The sequence below is a fragment of the Aliarcobacter faecis genome (assembly GCF_013201705.1).
GTDB classification, from domain to species: Bacteria; Campylobacterota; Campylobacteria; order Campylobacterales; family Arcobacteraceae; genus Aliarcobacter; species Aliarcobacter faecis.
This window is the reverse complement of record NZ_CP053837.1, coordinates 1-20,503: the sequence shown is the minus strand read 5'-3', so window position 1 is coordinate 20,503 and position 20,503 is coordinate 1. Positions and strand designations below refer to the sequence as shown.

23 protein-coding genes are annotated in these 20,503 nt (G+C 26.9%); 14 read left to right on the top strand and 9 right to left on the bottom strand.

Annotated elements, in window-relative coordinates:
* Positions 1–6 precede the first annotated feature (6 nt).
* The 5 genes from AFAEC_RS00115 (at position 7) to AFAEC_RS00095 (ending at position 4,429) form a co-directional block, all read left to right on the top strand.
* Complete coding sequence (locus AFAEC_RS00115; protein WP_026806555.1) at positions 7–237, top strand: DUF2061 domain-containing protein; 231 nt, start codon at positions 7–9, stop codon at positions 235–237.
* Positions 238–245: 8 nt separating this feature from the next.
* Positions 246–947, top strand: a complete 702-nt coding sequence (locus AFAEC_RS00110; RefSeq protein ID WP_026806556.1) for a phosphoadenylyl-sulfate reductase — start codon at positions 246–248, stop codon at positions 945–947.
* Positions 948–1,029: 82 nt separating this feature from the next.
* Positions 1,030–1,941 carry a sulfate adenylyltransferase subunit CysD gene (gene cysD / locus AFAEC_RS00105; RefSeq protein ID WP_026806557.1) on the top strand — a complete coding sequence of 304 codons (912 nt, stop codon included), beginning with the start codon at positions 1,030–1,032 and terminating at the stop codon, positions 1,939–1,941.
* A gap of 1 nt (position 1,942) precedes the next feature.
* Positions 1,943–3,337 carry a sulfate adenylyltransferase subunit CysN gene (gene cysN, locus AFAEC_RS00100; protein WP_026806558.1) on the top strand — a complete coding sequence of 465 codons (1,395 nt, stop codon included), beginning with the start codon at positions 1,943–1,945 and terminating at the stop codon, positions 3,335–3,337.
* A 9-nt stretch (positions 3,338–3,346) separates the two neighbouring features.
* A complete protein-coding gene (locus tag AFAEC_RS00095; protein WP_026806559.1) occupies positions 3,347–4,429 on the top strand; it encodes a sulfite reductase in 1,083 nt (360 codons plus the stop codon).
* Here AFAEC_RS00095 and AFAEC_RS00090 read toward each other — a convergent pair.
* Positions 4,426–5,607, bottom strand: a complete 1,182-nt coding sequence (locus AFAEC_RS00090) for a YbfB/YjiJ family MFS transporter (RefSeq protein ID WP_026806560.1) — start codon at positions 5,605–5,607, stop codon at positions 4,426–4,428. The two genes, AFAEC_RS00095 and AFAEC_RS00090, sit on opposite strands and share 4 nt — an antisense overlap.
* Positions 5,608–5,700: 93 nt before the next feature.
* On the opposite strand from AFAEC_RS00090, the gene AFAEC_RS00085 reads away from it, so the two are divergent.
* Entirely contained in the window at positions 5,701–6,528 is an 828-nt protein-coding gene (locus AFAEC_RS00085; RefSeq protein ID WP_026806561.1) for a LysR family transcriptional regulator, read from the top strand.
* A 7-nt stretch (positions 6,529–6,535) separates the two neighbouring features.
* Here AFAEC_RS00085 and AFAEC_RS00080 read toward each other — a convergent pair whose 3' ends face one another.
* A complete protein-coding gene (locus AFAEC_RS00080) occupies positions 6,536–6,880 on the bottom strand; it encodes a winged helix-turn-helix transcriptional regulator (RefSeq protein ID WP_119173172.1) in 345 nt (114 codons plus the stop codon).
* Between the two features lie 103 nt (positions 6,881–6,983).
* Between AFAEC_RS00080 and AFAEC_RS00075 the strand changes: the two genes are divergently transcribed.
* The gene (locus tag AFAEC_RS00075; protein ID WP_026806563.1) at positions 6,984–7,511 is read left to right on the top strand and encodes an NAD(P)H-dependent oxidoreductase; all 528 of its coding nucleotides are present in this window, start codon (positions 6,984–6,986) and stop codon (positions 7,509–7,511) included.
* 189 nt (positions 7,512–7,700) lie between these two features.
* Here AFAEC_RS00075 and AFAEC_RS00070 read toward each other — a convergent pair whose 3' ends face one another.
* On the bottom strand, positions 7,701–8,948 hold the full coding sequence (locus tag AFAEC_RS00070) for an MgtC/SapB family protein (protein ID WP_026806564.1): 1,248 nt from the start codon (positions 8,946–8,948) through the stop codon (positions 7,701–7,703).
* Positions 8,949–9,080: 132 nt separating this feature from the next.
* Here AFAEC_RS00070 and AFAEC_RS00065 point away from each other — a divergent pair, with 132 nt between their 5' ends.
* From AFAEC_RS00065 to AFAEC_RS00035, 7 genes are read left to right on the top strand one after another with little or no spacing between them, the layout of a single operon-like run.
* A complete protein-coding gene (locus AFAEC_RS00065) occupies positions 9,081–9,863 on the top strand; it encodes a TOBE domain-containing protein (protein WP_026806565.1) in 783 nt (260 codons plus the stop codon).
* Between the two features lie 9 nt (positions 9,864–9,872).
* Positions 9,873–10,619, top strand: coding sequence for a molybdate ABC transporter substrate-binding protein (gene modA / locus AFAEC_RS00060; protein WP_026806566.1), 747 nt, complete (start codon positions 9,873–9,875; stop codon positions 10,617–10,619).
* A gap of 13 nt (positions 10,620–10,632) precedes the next feature.
* Positions 10,633–11,025, top strand: a complete 393-nt coding sequence (locus tag AFAEC_RS00055; protein ID WP_026806567.1) for a TOBE domain-containing protein — start codon at positions 10,633–10,635, stop codon at positions 11,023–11,025.
* Positions 11,018–11,710, top strand: a complete 693-nt coding sequence (modB, locus tag AFAEC_RS00050) for a molybdate ABC transporter permease subunit (protein WP_026806568.1) — start codon at positions 11,018–11,020, stop codon at positions 11,708–11,710. Before AFAEC_RS00055 ends, modB begins: the two co-directional genes overlap by 8 nt.
* Positions 11,711–12,565 carry an ABC transporter ATP-binding protein gene (locus AFAEC_RS00045; RefSeq protein ID WP_026806569.1) on the top strand — a complete coding sequence of 285 codons (855 nt, stop codon included), beginning with the start codon at positions 11,711–11,713 and terminating at the stop codon, positions 12,563–12,565.
* 54 nt (positions 12,566–12,619) lie between these two features.
* On the top strand, positions 12,620–13,426 hold the full coding sequence (locus AFAEC_RS00040) for a class I SAM-dependent methyltransferase (protein WP_026806570.1): 807 nt from the start codon (positions 12,620–12,622) through the stop codon (positions 13,424–13,426).
* Positions 13,423–13,689, top strand: coding sequence for a molybdopterin-binding protein (locus AFAEC_RS00035; RefSeq protein ID WP_026806571.1), 267 nt, complete (start codon positions 13,423–13,425; stop codon positions 13,687–13,689). The genes AFAEC_RS00040 and AFAEC_RS00035 overlap by 4 nt, the downstream gene beginning before the upstream one ends.
* Positions 13,690–13,928: 239 nt before the next feature.
* On the opposite strand, the gene AFAEC_RS00030 is transcribed toward AFAEC_RS00035, so the two are convergent.
* The 6 genes from AFAEC_RS00030 to dnaA form a co-directional block, all read right to left on the bottom strand.
* A complete protein-coding gene (locus AFAEC_RS00030) occupies positions 13,929–14,336 on the bottom strand; it encodes a YqaA family protein (RefSeq protein ID WP_026806572.1) in 408 nt (135 codons plus the stop codon).
* A gap of 215 nt (positions 14,337–14,551) precedes the next feature.
* Positions 14,552–15,166 carry a hypothetical protein gene (locus AFAEC_RS00025; protein WP_026806573.1) on the bottom strand — a complete coding sequence of 205 codons (615 nt, stop codon included), beginning with the start codon at positions 15,164–15,166 and terminating at the stop codon, positions 14,552–14,554.
* Positions 15,167–15,176: 10 nt separating this feature from the next.
* Positions 15,177–15,554 (bottom strand): preQ(1) synthase, encoded by a 378-nt coding sequence (gene queF, locus AFAEC_RS00020; protein ID WP_026806574.1) that lies wholly within the window; start codon positions 15,552–15,554, stop codon positions 15,177–15,179.
* A gap of 72 nt (positions 15,555–15,626) precedes the next feature.
* A complete protein-coding gene (gyrB, locus tag AFAEC_RS00015; protein WP_026806575.1) occupies positions 15,627–17,948 on the bottom strand; it encodes a DNA topoisomerase (ATP-hydrolyzing) subunit B in 2,322 nt (773 codons plus the stop codon).
* Positions 17,949–17,966: 18 nt separating this feature from the next.
* Positions 17,967–19,037 (bottom strand): DNA polymerase III subunit beta, encoded by a 1,071-nt coding sequence (gene dnaN / locus AFAEC_RS00010; RefSeq protein ID WP_026806576.1) that lies wholly within the window; start codon positions 19,035–19,037, stop codon positions 17,967–17,969.
* A 152-nt stretch (positions 19,038–19,189) separates the two neighbouring features.
* Positions 19,190–20,503, bottom strand: a complete 1,314-nt coding sequence (dnaA, locus tag AFAEC_RS00005; RefSeq protein ID WP_026806577.1) for a chromosomal replication initiator protein DnaA — start codon at positions 20,501–20,503, stop codon at positions 19,190–19,192.

The window sequence follows — 20,503 nt, the reverse complement described above, 5'->3', positions numbered from 1 at the left end:
AAATTTATGCACGAAAAACCTTATAGATCAGTTGCCAAAGCAATATCTTGGCGAACAGTGGGAACACTTGATACGATTATAGTATCTTACTTTATAACAGGAAATTTAGTTATGGCGGCTTCGATTGGAACGATTGAAGTTATTACAAAAATGATTTTATACTACTTTCATGAAAGAGCTTGGAATAGAATAAAATTTGGTACAGTAAAACCAACAGAAAACGACTATCAAATTTAAGGTATTTTATGAATTTAAAAATAGTAAATGATATTAAAGAAAAAATTTTATCTTTAAATACTAGTGATTTAATCAAATATATATTAGAAAATCACAAAAATGTAGCTCTAAGTTCAAGCTTAAGTGCAGAAGATCAAGTACTAACAGATATGATTTTAAAAGTTAATAGAAATAGTAGAGTATTTACGCTTGATACGGGAAGACTTCATAGCGAAACATATAAAGTAATGGATGAAACAAATTTAAAATATGGTGTAAAACTTGATATTTTTTTCCCAAAATTTGATAGTGTTGAGAATTTATATAAAACTCAAGGTGTAAATGGACATTTTGAAAGCATACAAAATAGAAAGAACTGCTGTAACATAAGAAAAATCGAACCTCTAAAAAGAGCTTTAAAAGGGGTTGATATTTGGATAACAGGACTTAGAGCATCTCAAAGTATTACAAGAGAAGATATGCCAATTATTGAATGGGATGAGAATTTTAAAGTAATAAAACTAAATCCTCTTATAAATTGGAGTGAGAGCCAAGTTTGGGAATATATAAAAGCAAATAAAGTTCCATACAATAAGCTACATGATAAAGGATATCCTAGTATTGGTTGTGAACCCTGTACAAGGGCTATCAAAGAGGGTGAAGATATAAGAGCTGGAAGATGGTGGTGGGAAGACCCAGAACATAAAGAGTGTGGACTTCATAAGAAGTAAAAAGGAATAAAACCTTTAACAATCATTGATTTGTAAAGGAAATTCCAAGTTCCAAAAATGAATAAAAAGGAAAAAATATTAAATGTTAGATACAAAACAATTAACACATTTAAAACAACTTGAAGCAGAATCAATTCATATAATAAGAGAAGTTGTTGCAGAGTTTGATAATCCTGTAATGATGTATAGTGTGGGAAAAGATTCAGCAGTTATGCTTCATCTTGCACTAAAAGCTTTTGCTCCTGCAAAGTTACCATTTCCACTTTTACATGTGGATACTTTATGGAAATTTAAAGAGATGATTGCTTTTAGAGATAAAAGAGCAAAAGAGGAAGGTTTTGAACTTTTAGTTCATACAAATCCTGAAGGAATTGAGATGAATATCAGTCCTTTTACTCATGGAAGTGCAGTTCATACAGATATTATGAAAACTCAAGGTTTAAAACAAGCTCTAAATAAATATAAATTTGATGCTGTTTTTGGAGGTGCACGACGAGATGAAGAGAAAAGTAGAGCAAAAGAGAGAATATACTCTTTTAGAGATAAAAATCATAGATGGGATCCAAAAAACCAAAGACCTGAACTATGGAATATCTACAATGCAAGAGTTCACAAAGATGAAAGCATTAGAGTTTTTCCACTTTCAAACTGGACAGAATTAGATATTTGGCAATATATTTATTTGGAGCAAATTCCTATTGTTCCTCTATATTTTGCTGCTAAAAGACCTGTAGTTGAAAAAGATGGTGTAAAAATCATGGTAGATGATAACAGAATGCCAATATCAAAAGATGATGTAATAAAAGAAGAATGGGTACGATTTAGAACTCTTGGTTGTTATCCACTAACAGGAGCTGTAAACTCAACTGCAACAACACTTGAAGAGATAATTGAAGAGATGCTTTTATCAAAAACAAGTGAGCGACAAGGAAGAGTTATAGACAACGATAGTGCTGGGTCTATGGAGAAGAAAAAAATAGAAGGATATTTTTAAAATGGAAAAAATTGATGATATTAAAGCTTATTTAAAAGAGCATGAAAATAAACAACTTCTTAGATTTATTACTTGTGGGAATGTTGATGATGGAAAATCTACACTTATTGGAAGATTACTTCACGATTCTAAGATGATTTTTGAAGACCAATTAGCAAGTATAAAAAAAGATAGTAAAAAGAATAATTCAACAGATAATGAATTTGATTTATCACTTTTAGTTGATGGGCTTCAAAGTGAGAGAGAACAAGGGATTACTATTGATGTTGCCTATAGATATTTTGCAACAGATAAAAGAAAATTTATCATTGCTGATACTCCAGGACATGAGCAATATACAAGAAATATGGCAACGGGTGCAAGTACAGCAAATTTGGCAATTATTTTAATAGATGCAAGATATGGGGTACAAACTCAAACAAAAAGACACTCTTTTATAAATAAGCTTTTAGGGATAAAACATATTGTTGTAGCAGTAAATAAGATGGATTTGATGGATTTTAGAGAAGATATTTTTAATAATATAAAAGAGGATTATCTAAAATTTGCAAAAGAGTTAGGGCTTACAAACAATATAACTTTGATTCCACTATCTGCACTAAATGGGGATAATGTAGTTGAAAGAAGTAGTAAATCTCCTTGGTATAAAGGTGAAACTCTAATGCAACATTTAGAAAATGTACAAATTGATAGTGATAGAGATTTAACTCATTTTAGATTTCCTGTTCAATATGTAAATAGACCAAATCTTGATTTTAGAGGATTTTGTGGAACAGTTGCAAGTGGAGTTATAAAAGTTGGCGATGAAATAACTGTTTTACCATCTAAAAAAAGTTCAAAAATAAAAGAGATTGTAACTTATGATGGAAATTTAGAGTATGCCTATGCAGAACAAGCAATTACTCTTACCCTTGAAGATGAGATTGATATAAGTCGTGGTGATGTTATTGTTAAAAGTGATGAACAAGCAGATGAAGCAAATAATTTTGATGTTGATCTAGTATGGCTTAGTGAAGATCCTCTTATAAAAGGAAAACAATATTTTATAAAAAGAGCAACAAGCTCAACAGTTGGAACTATTAGCCAATTTTATTATAAAACTGATGTAAATACTTTAGAAAGAAGTGCAACAAATACTCTAAATCTAAACGAAATTGCTAGAGCAAAGCTTGATTTAGAACAAATTATCGCCTATGATACTTATGATAAGATTAAATCAATGGGTAGCTTTATTGTAATTGATAGAGTTACAAATAATACAGTCGGTGCTGGAATGATAAGAGCAAAATCAAGTGATCAAAGTAAAAAAGATAGCTCTTATAGTGCTTTTGAAATAGAGTTTAATGCTCTTGTTAGAAAACATTTTCCACACTGGGAATGTAAAGAAATTTTTTAAAGGTTTTTTATGTCTTACAACTTAAATATGGAAAAAATAAAAAGTGATAAATCAAGCAGTGATATTATTGCTGATATTTTTTACTATTGTGTTACAGGTGAAAGAGTAACAAAAGAAGATTTAGAGCGATTTAAATGGTATGGAATTTATGCAAATGATAGTGAACAAACATTTTTTAACTTAAAAATTCCATTAAATTTAGGTGAACTAAATTTAAATCAATTAAAAACTATATCAAATATCTTAAACGAATTTGATATAGAAGAGTTAAACTTTAAAGAGGGTCAAAAGTTAGAGCTTAAAAATTTAAAGCTTTTTTCTCTTCCAAAAATATTTAATCTTTTAAAAGAGCAAGATTTATCAAGCTTTTTTGAATCAGGACATAGTATAAAGAAAGTTATAACTTGCCCTGTAAATGGTCTTGATAAAACTCAAATCTTTGATGTTGAAGAGTTAGCAAATAAATTAAATAAAACTTTTGTTGGAAATAAAAACTTCTTTAATCTACCAAACTCTTTACAGTTTGCAATAAGTGGTTACCGTGAGGGTTGTGATGCAGGATTTACTCCTGATGTTAGTTTTAATGCCTCTAAAAATGTAAAAGATAAAATAGTATTTGATGTAAAAATCTTAGATACTTACATTGGAAATATAACAAGCTCTCAAATTATCCCAACAGCTAGAGCTATTGCAAATATTTATAAAGATTTTGGTCCAAGAGAAGAACAAGAATCTACTAATTTTGAAAGCTTTATAAAAAATTTAGAATTAATAAATTTTAACAATATTTTATCATCTATGCTAGATTTTAAAATTCAAGACCCTTGTTTTATAAATACAAGAATAGAGCCAAAAAAACCAAGAATGGGAATAAATGAGAGTGTAAAAAGTGGTTACTCTTTTATAGGATTTAAATCAAAAAGTGCAAAAATCTCAAAAAAAGATTTAGAAAAACTAATTACAAGTTTAGAAGAGTTTGGTGCAACAAAACTAAAAATAACTCATAAATCGAATATTATAGTTTTAGATGTTCCTACACAAAATAACGAAAATTTAATCTCTAAGTTAAAAGATATAGAATTAACTTTTTAATCTATATCTTTTGGCTCAAATTTCTTTGCCATTAATAGTAAAATAGCTCCACCAACTACAATAATAGCTGTTAAAATAAGTGCATAATCATAACTTCCATATTTTTCAATAAAATATACACTATATAATGGTGCAATTACCTGCCCTATTCCATAAGAAGTTGTTAAAGCACCCATTAAAACTACTGGATTTCCTTTTGATAATTGTCCTCCAAGATTCATAAAAAGTGCAACAAGCCCTATAAATGTTCCTCCATATAAAACTCCACTTAAAAGATTTAGGTAAACATTTGTAGAAAAAACTGGTATCAAAATACCAACTGCTTGTAGTAATAAAGCAATTATAATTATATTTGAACTTCCAAATCTATGTGCTAATAGCATCCAAATAATACAAGATGGTATTCCAGCAACCCCAACAAGTGTCCAAGTAATACTCCCATACCCTTCTAACCCTTTAAGATTATTTATAATATCAGGTAAAAATGTAGCTTGTACGACAAATCCGACACCTTCAGCGAAATATGCCATAATCAAAACTATTACAAAAGGAGTAAAAATAGAGAAATCAAATTTTGTTTTAACTGCTTTTTGCTTAACCTCTTTATCAAAAGATAAAATGTAAACACTATAAAATGATAAAATTATTGCAAATATTGCTAAAACACTCCAAGAATCTCTCCAAGTATAATTTAAACTCAAAATAAATCTTGCAATTAAATCTGTTGTTAAAATTGAAAATCCAATCCCACTAAAATGAATCCCCATAGCTTTTGTTTTACTTTTAATAGTTAATTTCTGCATAACAATTGCTGTCCCAACAATCAAACACATAGCTCCTGCAAAACCAGCTAATACCCTTGATATCATCCAAAGTGTGTTATTATCACTATATGATAAAACAAATGTTGTAAGAATTGCTAAAACAACTCCAAATCTATACAAATAAACTTTTACATTTATATCTTTAATAAATATTGAAAATAGTGATCCACTTAAATATCCAGCAAAATTTAATGATGCTAAAATTCCTACAAATTTTATACTTAAATAATCATCCAACATAGCAGGAATTAGCCCAGTAAAAGCAAATCTAGCAACTCCTAAACCAATAATTATAGAAAAAATACCTGCTATTAAAATTGCTATATTATTATTCCTATCAAAAAGTTTTAACATTATCTCATCCTTGTCAAAATTTTGTTATCATATCACTAAAGATTATTCTATGTCAAATAATCAATAATGATAGGTGATATAAGGGAAAATGATATGGATTTAAATTTATTAAAAGTTTTTGTAAGTGTTGCAAACCATAAAAGTATCTCTATTGCATCAAATGAACTAAAATGTACACAATCAAATGTAACTTCAAGAGTAAAACAGCTTGAAAAAATCTTAGGATTAGAACTTTTTCATAGAGTTCCAAAAGGGGTAATTTTAACTTCAAATGGAGATAAATTTTACCCACAAGCTTTGGAGATAATTCATAAAATGGAAAGCTCAATAGCTAGTTTATGTGAAGATACCATATTAAGTTCTTTAAAGATTGGCTCAACTGATTGTAATGCAGTTGTAAGAATCTCCCCTTTTTTACTAAAACTTCACAAAGATTTTCCAAATACACAACTTGAACTTTTTACAGGAACTACAAAAGATATTATGCAATTAATCTTAGATTATAAAGTTGATATTGCCTTTGTTAGTGGTGAGCCCACAAATGATAGTTTAATGGTTTTAAAAAAATTTGAAGAAGAAATTGCTATTTTGGAACCTCAAGAGAAAAATACTCCAAATGTAACTTTGACCTTTAAAGATGGTTGTGTATATGATGAGTTTTTAAAAAGTTATTATAAACAAAAAAATATCTATGTTGAAAAAAGCTTATCTTTTGGTAATTTAGAGACAATTTTATCTTGTATAAAAGTTGGAATGGGAAAAACTTTACTTCCTATAAGTATAGTAAAGAAAATGGGATATGATAAAGATATAAAAATTACTATTTTGCCAAAAACTGAAGCAAATATACCAACTTGCCTAATTTGTAGAAAAGATAATATTCCAAAGATTAGTGATTATTTAAAGAAAATGGAACTATAAAAAACATTTATACAATACAAAGTAGTTCAGGTCTCTCTTTTGAACCCCAACGACACATTCCATCTAAAATAGGAATAAGTGATTTGCCACGATTTGTTAAACTATATTCAACTTTTGGTGGTATCATTGGATACTCTTTTCTATTAATCAATTCATCTGATTCTAATTCTTTTAGCTGAGAACTAAGCATTTTATAAGTAATACCACCTATTTTTCTTTGCAATTCGTTATACCTAATAACTTCATGTTCTGATAATAGATATAAAATTATCATCTTCCATTTCCCTGAAATTAAAGATAAAGTATAGCCAAATGGTGTCTCAGTTATATTCTTAGATTCTTTTTCTTTCATATACACTTTCCTTTTTGATAGTATATTACATAAAAGTACATACTTACATTTTATTTTGTATTTTAATATAATACTATCAAAATTTATAAAAAAAGGATTTAATATGAAGAAAATATTAGTAAATTTAGTTCACCCAAATTTTGAGAAATCAGTTGTAAATAAAAAACTTTTCAATGCAATTAATACACTTGAAAATGTAACAATAAATAATTTGTACTCAAAATTCAAAGATTTTGAAATAAATTCAAAAGAAGAACAAGAACTATTATTAAAGCATGATGTTATAGTTTTCCAATTCCCAATGTACTGGTTTAGTTCACCTTCTCTTTTAAAAGAGTATTTTGATATTGTACTTGAACATAATTTTGCATATGGAAATAATTATAATTTAGAAAATAAGTCTTTTGCTATTGCTGTTAGTTGTGGAGGAGATGAAAAAGCATTTTGTGAATCAGGTAAAGACAAAAAAACTGTTGAAGAGTTTCTTTTTCCATTTTTTGGTACTGCAAACTATATAAAAATGGATTATAAAAAACCTTTTATTACTTATGGAACAGAAAAAAAATTGAGTGAAGAGACATTAAATACTTTTGCAAAAAAATATATTGAATACATAAAAGAGTTATCTTAGTAAAATAGATAGAGCTATAAATTAATAAGCGATGAGTATAGTGTTTTAGTTAAACTTCTGCTGTAAGTTTTATACTCATCGATTATCAATATTTTAATTTTTCTGATTATATCAAAAATTTATTTTATTTACATTTATTTTAAAAACTTATACTAAATTTTAATAAAAGTGTAACCATATGTAGGAAAATTATAAAAATAATCCTACAACTATTGTTAAAATACCTAAAAGAGCTAAAAATACAAACCCAGAAATTGCTTTTTGTTTCCCAAACCAGATTGTATATACTGCTTTTAAAATATTATTACTTCCAGAAGCAATTATAACAGCAGATGCAACTGCTCCAGTATCTATATTATATTTCCCAGCTAATAAAGATAAAACAAATGGGTCAATATCTGTAAATCCAATTATTAAAGATAGTACATTTAATCCTGTTGCTCCAAAATTATCAACTACAAAATTTGTAATCATCATAGTTACAATAAATAAAAATGCAAATAAAAATGCTGTTCCTAACTCTAAAGGGTTTGAGTCTGATAATTCAATACTACTACTACAATTTGAAGCTTTTTTATAATATACAAAAACTACTATCAAGCAAATAACTGCAAAAGCTAAAAATGGATACAAAACTATTTTAAAAACTTCCATATTAAAAATTGCTGCAATTACAGTAAGTCTTAAATACATCATCAACGTTGCCCCAACTACTGAAGCTGTAAAAATATGGCTATTTTCTATACCTTGAGACTTTTTTGATAAAACAACAGTTGTAGCAGTTGAAGAGTATAGCCCACCTAAAATTCCAGTTAAAAGCATACCTTTTGATGGAAATAAATATTTCTGAATTAGATAACTAATATATGAAATAGTCGAAATTACTACAACTGTAAGCCAAATTTTATATAATGAAATACCTATATATGGAATGGTTGTATCTTTTGGAAGAAGAGGTAAAACAACAGCTGAAAGTAAAATAATCTTACCTAAAGTCTCTAACTCATAAATATTAATTTTAAGATTAAAACTTAAAAGCCTATTTTTTGCATTTAATAAAAAAATTATTATTACAAAAATTAAAGATACTAGCCAAAAAGGAAAAAGATTTATTAAACTTCCAAAACTATAAACAATCATTGCAACTAAGTATAAAACTATACTACTTTTTTTATCTTCTAATAATCTATTAAAAAACATAGCATAAAGTAAAGTTATAGCTAAAAATCCAACTATATAAATAGAGAAATTTTGAGGTTCAATTTTATAGAAGATAAATCCAACTATCCCTATAAAGGTATAAGTTCTTGTTGTTCCTAAAAAAATTTTGTCGTCATTTTCATGAAACTTTGCCATATAAGCTTTTACTTCTAATCCTATTAAAAAACTAAAAACTGTTGTTGCAAGGAAATATATTAAAAGATAGTTTAAATCCATTGAGAAAGCCTTATTTATAGTTAAATTTTGTAATAATAACATATTATTTTTATAAAATTACATTATTTATTAAGGTATATAAAGCTAATATTTACTTGCGTTATATATTATTTAATATAACAAAGGATTAAAATGTCAATATCATCAAATTTGACTTTAGAGCTTTTAAATCAACCTTTTTTACTTGAAAAAAGAATTGAATTACTTATGGCTATCAAAAAAACTGGTTCTATAAATAAAGCAGCAAAAGAAGTTCCTATGAGCTATAAAACTGCTTGGGAGACTGTTGAAGCTATGAATAATTTATCAAATACACCAATAGTTTTAAGAGAAACTGGTGGTGCGGGGGGCGGAGGAACAACCCTTACAAAATATGGAGAGAACCTTTTAACAACATATTTTTTGTTAAAAGAGGAGCAAAGAAAGTTTATTGAAAATCTAAATCGAATTACTGATTTGAATACAGGATCTTTAAAAACTATAAGGAGATTATCAATGCAAATTAGTGCAAGAAACCAAATAGTTGGTATAGTTGAAAATATTTCATTAGGAGCAGTTAATGCTGAAGTTCAAATAAAACTAAAAAGTGGAAATAGATTAGTTTCTATTATCACAAATAGTTCTATCGAGAATCTTGGCTTAACTATTGATGATGAAGTTGTTGCTGTTATTAAATCTAGTAATGTTTTATTATCTACTGAAAGTAACTTAAAACTTAGCGCAAGAAATAGTTTAAAAGGTACTATTGAAGAGATAAGTTTAGGAGCAGTTAATGCTGAAGTTGTAATAAATATTGGAAATGAGGATAAAGTTGTTGCGATTGTAACTGCAAACTCTATAAAAAATATGGATTTACAAATTGGAACAAAAGTTGATGCAATTATCAAGGCATCTGATATTATGATAGGAAAATAAGGAAAAAATATGAAAAAAATTATTTTAGGATTAGCATTTTTATGTTCAACTATTTTTGCTGGAACAATTAATGTAGCAGTTGCTGCAAATGTTAGTTATGCAATTAATAATTTAATCGCTGAGTTCAATAAAACAAACCCAGATACAAAAGTAGAAGTAGTTCTTGGAAGTAGTGGAAAATTCACAACTCAAATTCAAAATGGAGCACCATTTGATATCTTTATGAGTGCTGATATGAAATTCCCAGAAACTTTAGAAAAAGAGAATTTAACTGCTACAAAACCAGTTATTTATGCTCAAGGAAGTTTAGCAATGTTAAGTGCAAAACAATTAGATTTCTCTAAAGGAATTAAATTAATAGCTGAAGATTCTATCTCAAAAATTGCTGTTGCAAATCCAAAAACAGCACCTTATGGAACTGCTGCTCTTGAAGCTATGAAAAATGCAAACATTTTAGATAAAGTAGAAAATAAATTTGTTTATGCTGAATCTATCTCTCAAGCAGTAACTTATGCTATGACAGCTGCTGATGTTGGGTTTATTGCAAAATCATCTTTATATGATGAAAAAATGTCTCAATACAAAGAGAATGTAAACTGGGTAAGTGTTGATCCAAAATTATATACTCCTATTGACCAAGGAATTGTTATTTTAAGTAAAGCAAAAGATAATGCTGAAGCAAAAGCTTTCTATGATTTTATTTTAGGTGAAAAAGCTAAAAAAATCTTTATTGATTTTGGTTATTTAGTAAAATAAAGAAGAGTAAGTTATGATTGCAAGAGTAAAAGATATTCAAACTTTAGATAGTTTAAATATCGTAAAATTTGAGTTTAATAATATGATTTTTAAAATGATGAGTTTAGATTTAAACTCTGATGTAAAAGTTGGAAAATATGTTGAACTTTTAGTAAAGCCAACAAATATAATAATCTCAAAAAAATTTATAGATGATATTAGTCTATCAAATCAAGCTCTTGCAAAAATAACTGATATAAGAAATGGAGAACTACTTAGTTCAATCTCTTTACAAATAGCAGATACAAACTTAGAAAGTATCATCACAAAAGAGTCTTCAATAAAACTAGATTTAAAAAAAGATAATGAAGTAAATATTTTGATAAAAGCTAGTGATTTATCTATTCTAAGGGTTTTAAATGATTGATTATTTATTAAATGTAGACTATGCACCATTTATTTTATCGTTTAAATTAGCATTTATTACAACTTTGATTTTGTTTATTATATGTATGCCACTTGCTTGGTATTTATCTCAAACAAAGTCAAAATCTAAGCCATTTTTAGAAGCCCTTTCAACTATGCCATTAGTTGTTCCACCAACAGTTTTAGGATTTTATCTTCTTTGGGGCTTATCTCATAACTCTCCAATTGGTCAATTTTTTCAAGACTATTTTGGAATAAAACTAGTATTTAATTTTTATGGAATAATTATCGCTAGTTGTATTTATAGTTTTCCTTTTATGGTACAACCTCTTCAAAGTGGATTTGAAAGTTTAAATAAAAATATGATTGAAGCTAGTTATATTAGTGGAAAAAGTAAATTTAAAACAGTTTTATTAGTTGCACTACCAAATATAAAACCTTCACTATTAACTGCACTTATCATAACTTTTGCACATACTGTTGGAGAGTTTGGAGTTGTTTTAATGATTGGAGGAAGTATTCCAAATGAGACAAGAGTTGCGGCCATTGCTATATATGAATTTGTTGAAGTATTAGACTATAAAAATGCTCATATTTATAGTTTAATTATGATTATTATAAGTTTTTTAACTCTACTAGCAGTTTATATTTTTAATGGTAATCAAAAGAAAGATAGGTTTATATAGATGATAAAATTAAATATAAATAAAGAGCTTCATGGAAGTATTGGAAAAATGCTTTTAGATATAAATCTAACTTTAAATAGCGGAGAGTTTGTAGCATTAAGTGGTGTTAGTGGAAGTGGGAAAACTACTATTTTAAGAATACTTGCTGGACTTGAAGAGGCTAATGGAGAGATTATTGTAGATAATGAAATTTGGTTAGATAAAAACTACTCAAAACCTATTCAAAAAAGAGATATTGGTTTTGTTTTTCAAGATTATGCCCTATTTCCAAATTTAAGTGTAATTGACAATCTACTTTATGTAAAGAAAGATAAAGAGTTAGCAAAATATCTCTTAAGTATGACAGATATGTATGAGTTAAGAAATAGATATCCAAACTCTTTAAGTGGTGGACAAAAACAAAGAGTTAGTCTTTGTAGAGCTTTAATGAAAAGACCAAAAATACTTCTTATGGATGAACCGCTCTCAGCACTTGATCCTCTCATGAGAGCAAAACTTCAAACTGAGATATTAACTCTACATAAAGAGTTTAATACAACTACAATTATGGTAAGTCATGATCCTAGTGAGATGTATCGACTTGGGTCAAGAGTTTTAGTTATTAATAGTGGTAAGGTTATTGATGATGGTTTACCAAAAGATATTCTTCTAAAAACTCAAGGTAGCCAAAAATTTAGTTTTGAAGGTGAACTTTTAGAGATTATAAAAGTTGATGTTATAAACATAGCTATTGTTGCTATTGGGCAACAAATTGTTGAAGTTATAATAAGTAATGAAGAAACAAAATTTTTAGAGATTGGGCAAAAAGTAAATGTAAGTACAAAAGCATTTACTCCTATAATAAGAGGAGTATAATTAAAAAATTTTAAGGTACTGATATTTTATATACCAAAAATATAAGGAGAAGAAATGGCATTAAAGAATACAAATTTGGACAAATTAGATTTTGCAAAACTATATAAAAAACAGATGAAAAACTCTACTTTCAAGGGTAAAAGTAGTGGAGATTGGGATAAAAAAGCCCAATATTTTAGTCAAAATGTTATAAACAGCCCATATACAAAAGAGTTTATAAGTAAGGTTGATATAAAAGATTGTGAAACTCTACTTGATGTTGGAAGTGGTCCAGCAACAATTTCACTAGCACTTGCTGATAAATTAAAAAATGTTTATGCACTTGATTATTCAAGTGAAATGTTAAATTATGCAAAACAAAATGCAAAAGAGAAAAATATTGAAAATCTTACAACTATTCATAAATCTTGGTATGATAATTGGGAAGATGTTCCAAATGCTGATATTGTTGTAGCTAGTAGGTCAATGGAAGTAAAAAATATAAAAAAAGCTTTAAAAAAATTAAATGAAAAAGCAAATAAAAGAGTATATCTTACTACAAAAGTTGGTGGAAGTTTTGTAGATAGAGATATTCTGGCTCAAATAAAAAGAGAGATTATTCCAAGACCTGATTATATATATCTAGTAAATACTCTACATGGTATGGGAATTTTTGCAAAGGTTGATTTTATAAAAACAAAAAATTCAAAATTTGATACTCCTAATGTTGATGAATTTATCCAAAGCCTAAAATGGAGTTTAGGAAAAATGTCTAAAAAAGAGGAAAAAATTTTAAGAGAGTATTTTAATACAACTTATAAAAATAAGAAGATAAAAGAGTTCCTAATTTGGGCATTTATATCATGGGAAGTTGAAAAATGAGAAAAGTATTATTAGTTTTAATATTTACATTTAGCCTATTTGCAAATGAAAATTATAAGATATCAACACAAATTGAAGTTTCTGGTTTAGTAGAAAATATACTAAAATTAGATGTAAAAGAGCTTGAAAAAATGAGTTATTTTAAAAGTGGCTCAACTCCTGTTGTTTGTATGAGTGGCGAGACAAAAGACAATGTAGAAAGCTATGAAGGTGTTTTATTAAAAGATATTATTGATAAGGCTATTATAAAAAGCAGAGAGTAAAAAGGATTATAATAACACATATTTTAAAGTTATTGCAACAGATGGTTATGAAACAATTTTTTCATACAATGAGGTTTTTAATACAAAACTAGGCGATAATATTATAGTTTTTTATAAGAAAAATGGAAAATATCTTGAAGATTATCAAGGAAAAATTGCACTTATTAGTATAGATGATATAAAAAATGGTCCTAGACATATAAAATGGCTTGAAAAAATTATTGTAGGAAAAATCTAAACTAAATTATCAAAGCTATAAAAAGATATCTTGATAGCTTTGATATTACTACTAAAATAACAAATATTTTAAAATTATATCTTAAAACTCCAGCTACAAATGTAATAGGATCTCCAATTATTGGTAACCAAGCTAAAAGTATACAAATAGCTCCATATTTATCAAAATAGTTTTTTGACAAATTTATATATTTCTCTTTGATAAATTTTTTATTTACTAAATACTCTTCACCTTTTAATCCTAGATAGTAGTTTAAAACTGAACCAAGACTATTCCCTAAAGTTGCAATAAGCAGAAGAAGATAAATATTATATCCCTCTTTAATATTATAAATAAGCAAAGCTTCACTTCCTAGTGGAAGTAGTGTTGCTGATAAAAATGCAGATATAAAAAGTATTAAATATGCCATAATTCTCTTTTTTATAATAGATTAATCTTATCTTGGTTATAATCCAAATCTTTAAAAAGTAGCATTGAGAACATAAAAAATGTTTTGAATGCTCCTTTTTAGACCCTTTCAAGTTTTACTAAAGGCAAAGCCCCAGGATGGGAACATAGCAAGGCACCTTTTTTAGGGTTGTGATTGGGTATCTGGAAAGGAGTACTTTTTTGTACTTCAAATTTTTAAATCAAATCATTAAAATCTTCATTTAAAATCAAAAGTTTTTTATCTTTTTTATTATAAATAAATCTTTTATCACCTTTTTTTATAGCATTAAAAATAATGCCTTTTATCTCAATTTCACTCTTATTTGCTCTTTTTAAAATAGCAAAGAACTCTTTTATCGTAATAAATTCATTTGAGCTTGAGCTAGATTTAGAAAACTCTTTTTTATCTTCTATTTGTGGTTTATATATAGCTCTCATCTCATTAAAAGCACTTTGCAAAAGTTTTATTTCACTATTAAAAACTTCAATTATCCTTTTTTGATTTTTTTCAAGTCTCTCAATTTCTGAAACATACTGTTTTCTCATCCATTTTATTGACTTTTTTAAAAGTGAAATTTGTTCATCTTTTGACTCAATTACCTTATCAAAAGTATTAAAATCTAGTTTTATATTATGATTATTTGTATTTGAATTTTGATTGTTATAAGTTAAATTATCATCAAGATAAACAAAGAGTTTTCCATCTTTTTTCTGCGATTTTAATTGATTATTTTTAATTCTATAATGAATTCCTTGTAAAGATAAGCCCAAAATTTCTGAAGCTTCTTTTGTTGTAACTAATCTTTGCAAGGCTTTTCTCTTATATTTTTGAGCTATCTATTTCAATAACTGTATGAACATTTCCTCGTGGTTTAAAATCTGCTATAACTTTAAGCCATCTTGGTTCTAGCTTAGAAAAAAGTGTATCAAAAATCTCATTTGCAGAGTTCTCATGAGAGATATATCTATTCATAAAAGAGTTTATATAAATCTTCAAAGCTTTTAATTCAATAACACTTTTATTTGGAGTATATTGTATTTTAATTGTTGCAAAATCTGGATAACCACTTCTTGGGCATTTTGCCATAAACTCTGGTAATTCAATATCTATTATATAATTTTTACTATGTTCATTTGGCCAAAAATTTTCAGGATTATTTATATCAAATTCTAAAATCTCTTTTTCACCATATTTTATTTCCATTATTAACCTTTTTTTTGAATTTTTTATAAAAAGTTTTATAACTAAGATTTAAAATCTTAGTTATTTTTATACATCAAGATGTTCAACATCTTTTGCGTGAGATTCTATATAATTTCTTCTTGGTTCTACTTCATCACCCATAAATAGAGTAAATGTATCACTAGCAGCTTCTGCATCTTCTATTTTTACTCTTAAAAGCCTTCTATTTTCAGGTGTCATTGTTGTCTCCCAAAGTTGTTCAGGATTCATCTCTCCAAGACCTTTATATCTTTGAATATAAGCACCTTTTTTAGCTAAACTCTCTATTTCTTCAAGAAGCTCAATTAAATCTCTTCCATCAAATAGTGCTAAATCTCTCTCTTTTAACTTATTAAAAATAAATGTAGATTCACTAAAATATGGAGATGCAAAAAGTTCATCATCAATAATTAACTCTTCAAGACCCTCTTTTGTTTGAACAAATAATTGAATTTTATCTTGAGTTACAGTTTTTGATAAAATATTATGCCCTTTATTTTCAATAAACTCTTTTACTTTTTCATATAAAGTGCTAAATTCAAGATTTACTAAATCACTATTTTCAATTAGGTGTTTTAATACTTCAAGTAAAGAGTATCTTTTTGCTAACTGTTCAAGCATAGCTCTATATCTTGCTACTTGTTTAAATAGATCTAATAAATCATTATATCCCATACCTTCAAACTCAAAATTTTCTAAACCATTTTCAATTAAATATGAAGATAAAGCTCCATTATCTTTTAAATATATCTCATTTTTACCTTTTTTATATCTATAAAGTGGTGGTTGAGCAATATATAAATAACCTTTTTCAACTACTGGTCTTAAAAATCTAAAGAAAAATGTTAAAAGTAGAGTTTGAATATGGCTACCATCAACATCGGCATCTGTCATAATTATGATTTTATGGTATCTGATTTTTTCTTCATCAAAATCTTCACCTATTCCACAACCTAAAGCTGTAATAATATTTCTAATTTCATCAGATTTTAAAATTTTATCAAGTCTTGATTTTTCAACATTAAGAATTTTCCCTTTTAGTGGTAAAATTGCTTGATAAACTCTATCTCTTCCTTGTTTTGCACTTCCACCAGCAGAATCTCCCTCAACTAAATAAAGTTCTTTAATTGCTGGATCTTTACTTTGACAATCTGCAAGTTTTCCAGGAAGTGTTCCAACACTCATAGAGTCTTTTTTTCTAGTTAATTCTCTTGCTTTTTTAGCAGCTTCTCTTCCTCTTGCTGCCATTAAAGATTTTTCCATTACAGCTTTTGCATGAGTTGGATTTTCTTCAAAATATTTATCTAAATTATCTCCAGTTAATTTTTGAGCAATTGGTCTAACATAAGAGCTTCCCAATTTTCCTTTTGTTTGTCCTTCAAATTGAGGTTCAGGAACTTTAACAGAAACAACAGCAATTAAACCTTCTCTTACATCATCACCTGTTATTTTTGTATCTTTTTCTCTTGCAGCTGCATTTTCATTTAAATATTTAGAGATACTTCTTGTAAGCCCTGCTTTAAAACCTGCTTCGTGAGTTCCTCCATCTATTGTTCTAATATTATTTACAAAAGATAGAGTTTTTTCTATATATGTATCATTATACATCATAGCAATATCAACTTCAACTCCATCAACTTTATCACTAAAATATATAACCTCACATAAAGCTGTCTCTTTATTCATATCAGCAACAAATTGTTTAATTCCACCTTCAAAGTGGTAAACTTCTTTAATTTTAGCTGCTTCATCTTCTAATGTTATAGAGATAATTGGATTTAAATAAGCTACTTCTTTAAATCTTTTTTTAAGAATATTAAACTCATATTTTATAACTTCAAAAATAGAGTCATCAACTAAAAATTCAATAGTAGTTCCTGTTTTTCTTGGACTATCTCCTATTACTTCTAAAGTTCCTTGTGGAATTCCTTCTTTAAACTCTTGATAATGAATTTTTCCTTCTCTATAAATTGTCATTTTAAGATGTTTTGATAGAGCATTTACAACTGAAACCCCAACACCGTGAAGTCCACCTGAAACTTTATAAGTATCTTTATCAAATTTTCCACCAGCATGAAGTACAGTTAGAGCAACAGTTGCAGCACTTATACCTTCAGTTGGGTGAATTGCAGTTGGAATTCCTCTTCCATCATCTTCAATTTTAGCCCAACCATCTTTTGTTAAAGTTACTTTAATATTTTTACAAAATCCTGCCATTGCTTCATCAATAGAGTTATCAACAACTTCATAAATCAAATGATGAAGACCATTTATATTTGTATCACCTATATACATACCTGGTCTTTTTCTAACAGCTTCAAGACCTTTTAAAACTTTAATATTACTAGCACCATACTCTTGTTGTGACATTTTTATAAATCCTTATTATTATTTTTCTAAAACAATTGGCATTACAACTGTATAAAATTTATCATCTTCTAAATAAAATGGTAAATTCGACTCATTAAATCCTATTTTTATTTTTTCACTATTTGAAGTACTTAAAAAATCAAGTAGATATTTTGCATTTACAGCTAAATAGAACTCATTTGGAATATTTATATCAATATCTATTTGAGTTGTAGCAACACTATCTTCATCTAATGACTCAAAAATTATATATTTTGGATTGAATGTAATTTTAATATTTGAAAATAGTGAAGTTACAAGTTTAATTGATTCAACTAAAATATTTTTAGGTAGTGGGAAACTATATTTTAATGTTGATGGAATAATTCTTTCATAATCAGGAAATTTTCCATTTATAAGTTTTGTAAAAAATTTTGTATTTTCATTTGAAACAATTAAGTTTGTTTGGTCACAATAAATTTTTGCATTATCTAAAAATAGTTTTTGAATTTCTATAATTGCTTTTTTAGGAATAATTAATTGTATTTCATCATTTGATATATTTTCTAAATATGATAATGCTAATCTTCTAGTATCTGTTGAAACAAAGTTTATTTTTTGACTTTTTATATCTAATAATGCTCCATTTAATTCAAATTTAGGATTGTTATTATCAATAGAAGGAGTTATTTTTTTAATAGAGTTTATAAAGTTCATAGTTGAAATTGATAACTCTTTTAGATTTTCATATTTGTTTAGTATTGGATATTCATTTGCATCATAAGTTGGAAGTTTAAATATTGATTTATTCTGTTTTATTACAAGATTATTTCCATTTGTTTCTAAAGTAATATTTTCATTTTTTAATCTTTTAATAATTCCAAGTAAATTATTTCCATTTACTGTTGTTTTTCCATCTTCTATTTCAGAAATGTTATCTATTGTTGTTTCTAAACCAATTTCATAATCAGTTGCTTTTACAATTAGTTTATCATTTTGTGTTTCTAAATATACATGTGATGTTATTGCACTTGAGTCTTTTTTTTCTAAAAAAGGTTGCATTGAAGCTATAACATTTTCAAGTATATTTTTTGTAATTACAAACTTCATTTTTTCTCCTATGTTTGTTTATTTTTTAGTAAAAGTAGTAGGTGTATGTGAAAAGATGAAAATATAGTTAAAAGCACTATAAAATCGAAACTTTATAAGGTGATTAAAACTAGATATATATTCACATCTTTTCACACAACAGTTTAAAACTTCTACTCCTTATTTATGATTTTGTTCTTTAAATTTTGAATTACTAATTTAAAGTTTTCATCTTCTTCCATTAACTCATTTGCTTTTTTAATATTATGAGAAATAGAGCTATGATCTTTCATTCCTAGAACTTTTGCTATATCAGGCATTGAATTATGAGTTAATTCTCTTGCAAGATATATTACAACTCTTCTTGCATTTGCAACTGTTGCTGTTCTTTTTTTAGATTTTATATCACTTTGTTTTATATTTAATTCACTTGAAACAATATTTATTATATCAGGAAGTTTAATATTCTCTTTATTCTCTTTGATTTGTTCTTTTAAAAGCCCTTGAACCATTGCTAAATTTATCTCTTGATTAAGTAAAGATGCACTAGCATTTATTCGTATAATTACACCTTCAATTTCTCTAATAGAATTATCTAGTGAAGTTGCAATAAAATTTATAATCTCTTTACTTAATTTTATTCCGTTTAATTCAGATTTTTTTTCAATAATAGCTATTTTTGTTTCAAGTCCTGGTATTTGGACATCAGCTGTTAATCCCCATTCAAATCTTGATTTTAATCTATCAACAAGACTAGCTATTTGAGAAGGAAGTCTATCACTAGTCATAACTATCTGTTTTTTTGCATTATGAAGTTCATTAAAAGTGTGAAAAAACTCCTCTTGAGTTTGTTCTTTTCCACTTAAAAATTGAACATCATCTATCAATAAAACATCACAATTTCTATATTTTGCACGAAAATGTTCCATATTTTTATTTTTAATTGAAAATGTAAAATCATTCATAAATTGTTCAATTGTTACATAAATTACAGTTTTTCCATTTTCTAAAGCATGATTTCCAATTGCTTGTAAAAGGTGAGTTTTTCCTAGACCTGTTCCCCCATAAATAAATAGAGGGTTATATTGAATACCTGGTTTTGTAGCAACTGCTAAAGAGGCATTATATGCCATTTGATTTGAAGAACCAACAACAAATGAATCAAAAGTGTAAGATGGATTTAAAATAGTGCTTTCAGAACTTTGATTTTCAACTTGCTCTTTTAAAATCTCTTTTTTTGTCTTTTTTTCACCAGCTAGTCTTATCTCTATTTTTGGTTTTGAACTATCATAAATTTCAAAACAGTGTTGGATTAAATCTGTAAATTTACTTTTTATCCATGAAGCTATATATTTATTGTTTACTTCAAAAATAGCAATATTTTCATCTGAAGATACTTTTTTATAAACTAACTGTTTTAAGTATCTTTCATAATCGTTTTGATTTGCTTCTTTTTTAATAAGTTCTAAAAAATCTTTACTTGTCAT

Coding starts and splice junctions, on each gene's coding strand:
- AFAEC_RS00095 (WP_026806559.1), top strand. CDS start 3,347: ATGTCTTACAACTTAAATATGGAAAAAATAAAAAGTGATAAATCAAGC.
- dnaA (WP_026806577.1), bottom strand. CDS start 20,503: ATGACAAGTAAAGATTTTTTAGAACTTATTAAAAAAGAAGCAAATCAA.
- cysN (WP_026806558.1), top strand. CDS start 1,943: ATGGAAAAAATTGATGATATTAAAGCTTATTTAAAAGAGCATGAAAAT.
- AFAEC_RS00065 (WP_026806565.1), top strand. CDS start 9,081: ATGTCAATATCATCAAATTTGACTTTAGAGCTTTTAAATCAACCTTTT.
- AFAEC_RS00075 (WP_026806563.1), top strand. CDS start 6,984: ATGAAGAAAATATTAGTAAATTTAGTTCACCCAAATTTTGAGAAATCA.
- cysD (WP_026806557.1), top strand. CDS start 1,030: ATGTTAGATACAAAACAATTAACACATTTAAAACAACTTGAAGCAGAA.
- AFAEC_RS00090 (WP_026806560.1), bottom strand. CDS start 5,607: ATGTTAAAACTTTTTGATAGGAATAATAATATAGCAATTTTAATAGCA.
- AFAEC_RS00035 (WP_026806571.1), top strand. CDS start 13,423: ATGAGAAAAGTATTATTAGTTTTAATATTTACATTTAGCCTATTTGCA.
- dnaN (WP_026806576.1), bottom strand. CDS start 19,037: ATGAAGTTTGTAATTACAAAAAATATACTTGAAAATGTTATAGCTTCA.
- AFAEC_RS00070 (WP_026806564.1), bottom strand. CDS start 8,948: ATGGATTTAAACTATCTTTTAATATATTTCCTTGCAACAACAGTTTTT.
- AFAEC_RS00040 (WP_026806570.1), top strand. CDS start 12,620: ATGGCATTAAAGAATACAAATTTGGACAAATTAGATTTTGCAAAACTA.
- AFAEC_RS00115 (WP_026806555.1), top strand. CDS start 7: ATGCACGAAAAACCTTATAGATCAGTTGCCAAAGCAATATCTTGGCGA.
- AFAEC_RS00045 (WP_026806569.1), top strand. CDS start 11,711: ATGATAAAATTAAATATAAATAAAGAGCTTCATGGAAGTATTGGAAAA.
- AFAEC_RS00055 (WP_026806567.1), top strand. CDS start 10,633: ATGATTGCAAGAGTAAAAGATATTCAAACTTTAGATAGTTTAAATATC.
- gyrB (WP_026806575.1), bottom strand. CDS start 17,948: ATGTCACAACAAGAGTATGGTGCTAGTAATATTAAAGTTTTAAAAGGT.
- AFAEC_RS00110 (WP_026806556.1), top strand. CDS start 246: ATGAATTTAAAAATAGTAAATGATATTAAAGAAAAAATTTTATCTTTA.
- modB (WP_026806568.1), top strand. CDS start 11,018: ATGATTGATTATTTATTAAATGTAGACTATGCACCATTTATTTTATCG.
- modA (WP_026806566.1), top strand. CDS start 9,873: ATGAAAAAAATTATTTTAGGATTAGCATTTTTATGTTCAACTATTTTT.
- AFAEC_RS00080 (WP_119173172.1), bottom strand. CDS start 6,880: ATGAAAGAAAAAGAATCTAAGAATATAACTGAGACACCATTTGGCTAT.
- AFAEC_RS00030 (WP_026806572.1), bottom strand. CDS start 14,336: ATGGCATATTTAATACTTTTTATATCTGCATTTTTATCAGCAACACTA.
- AFAEC_RS00085 (WP_026806561.1), top strand. CDS start 5,701: ATGGATTTAAATTTATTAAAAGTTTTTGTAAGTGTTGCAAACCATAAA.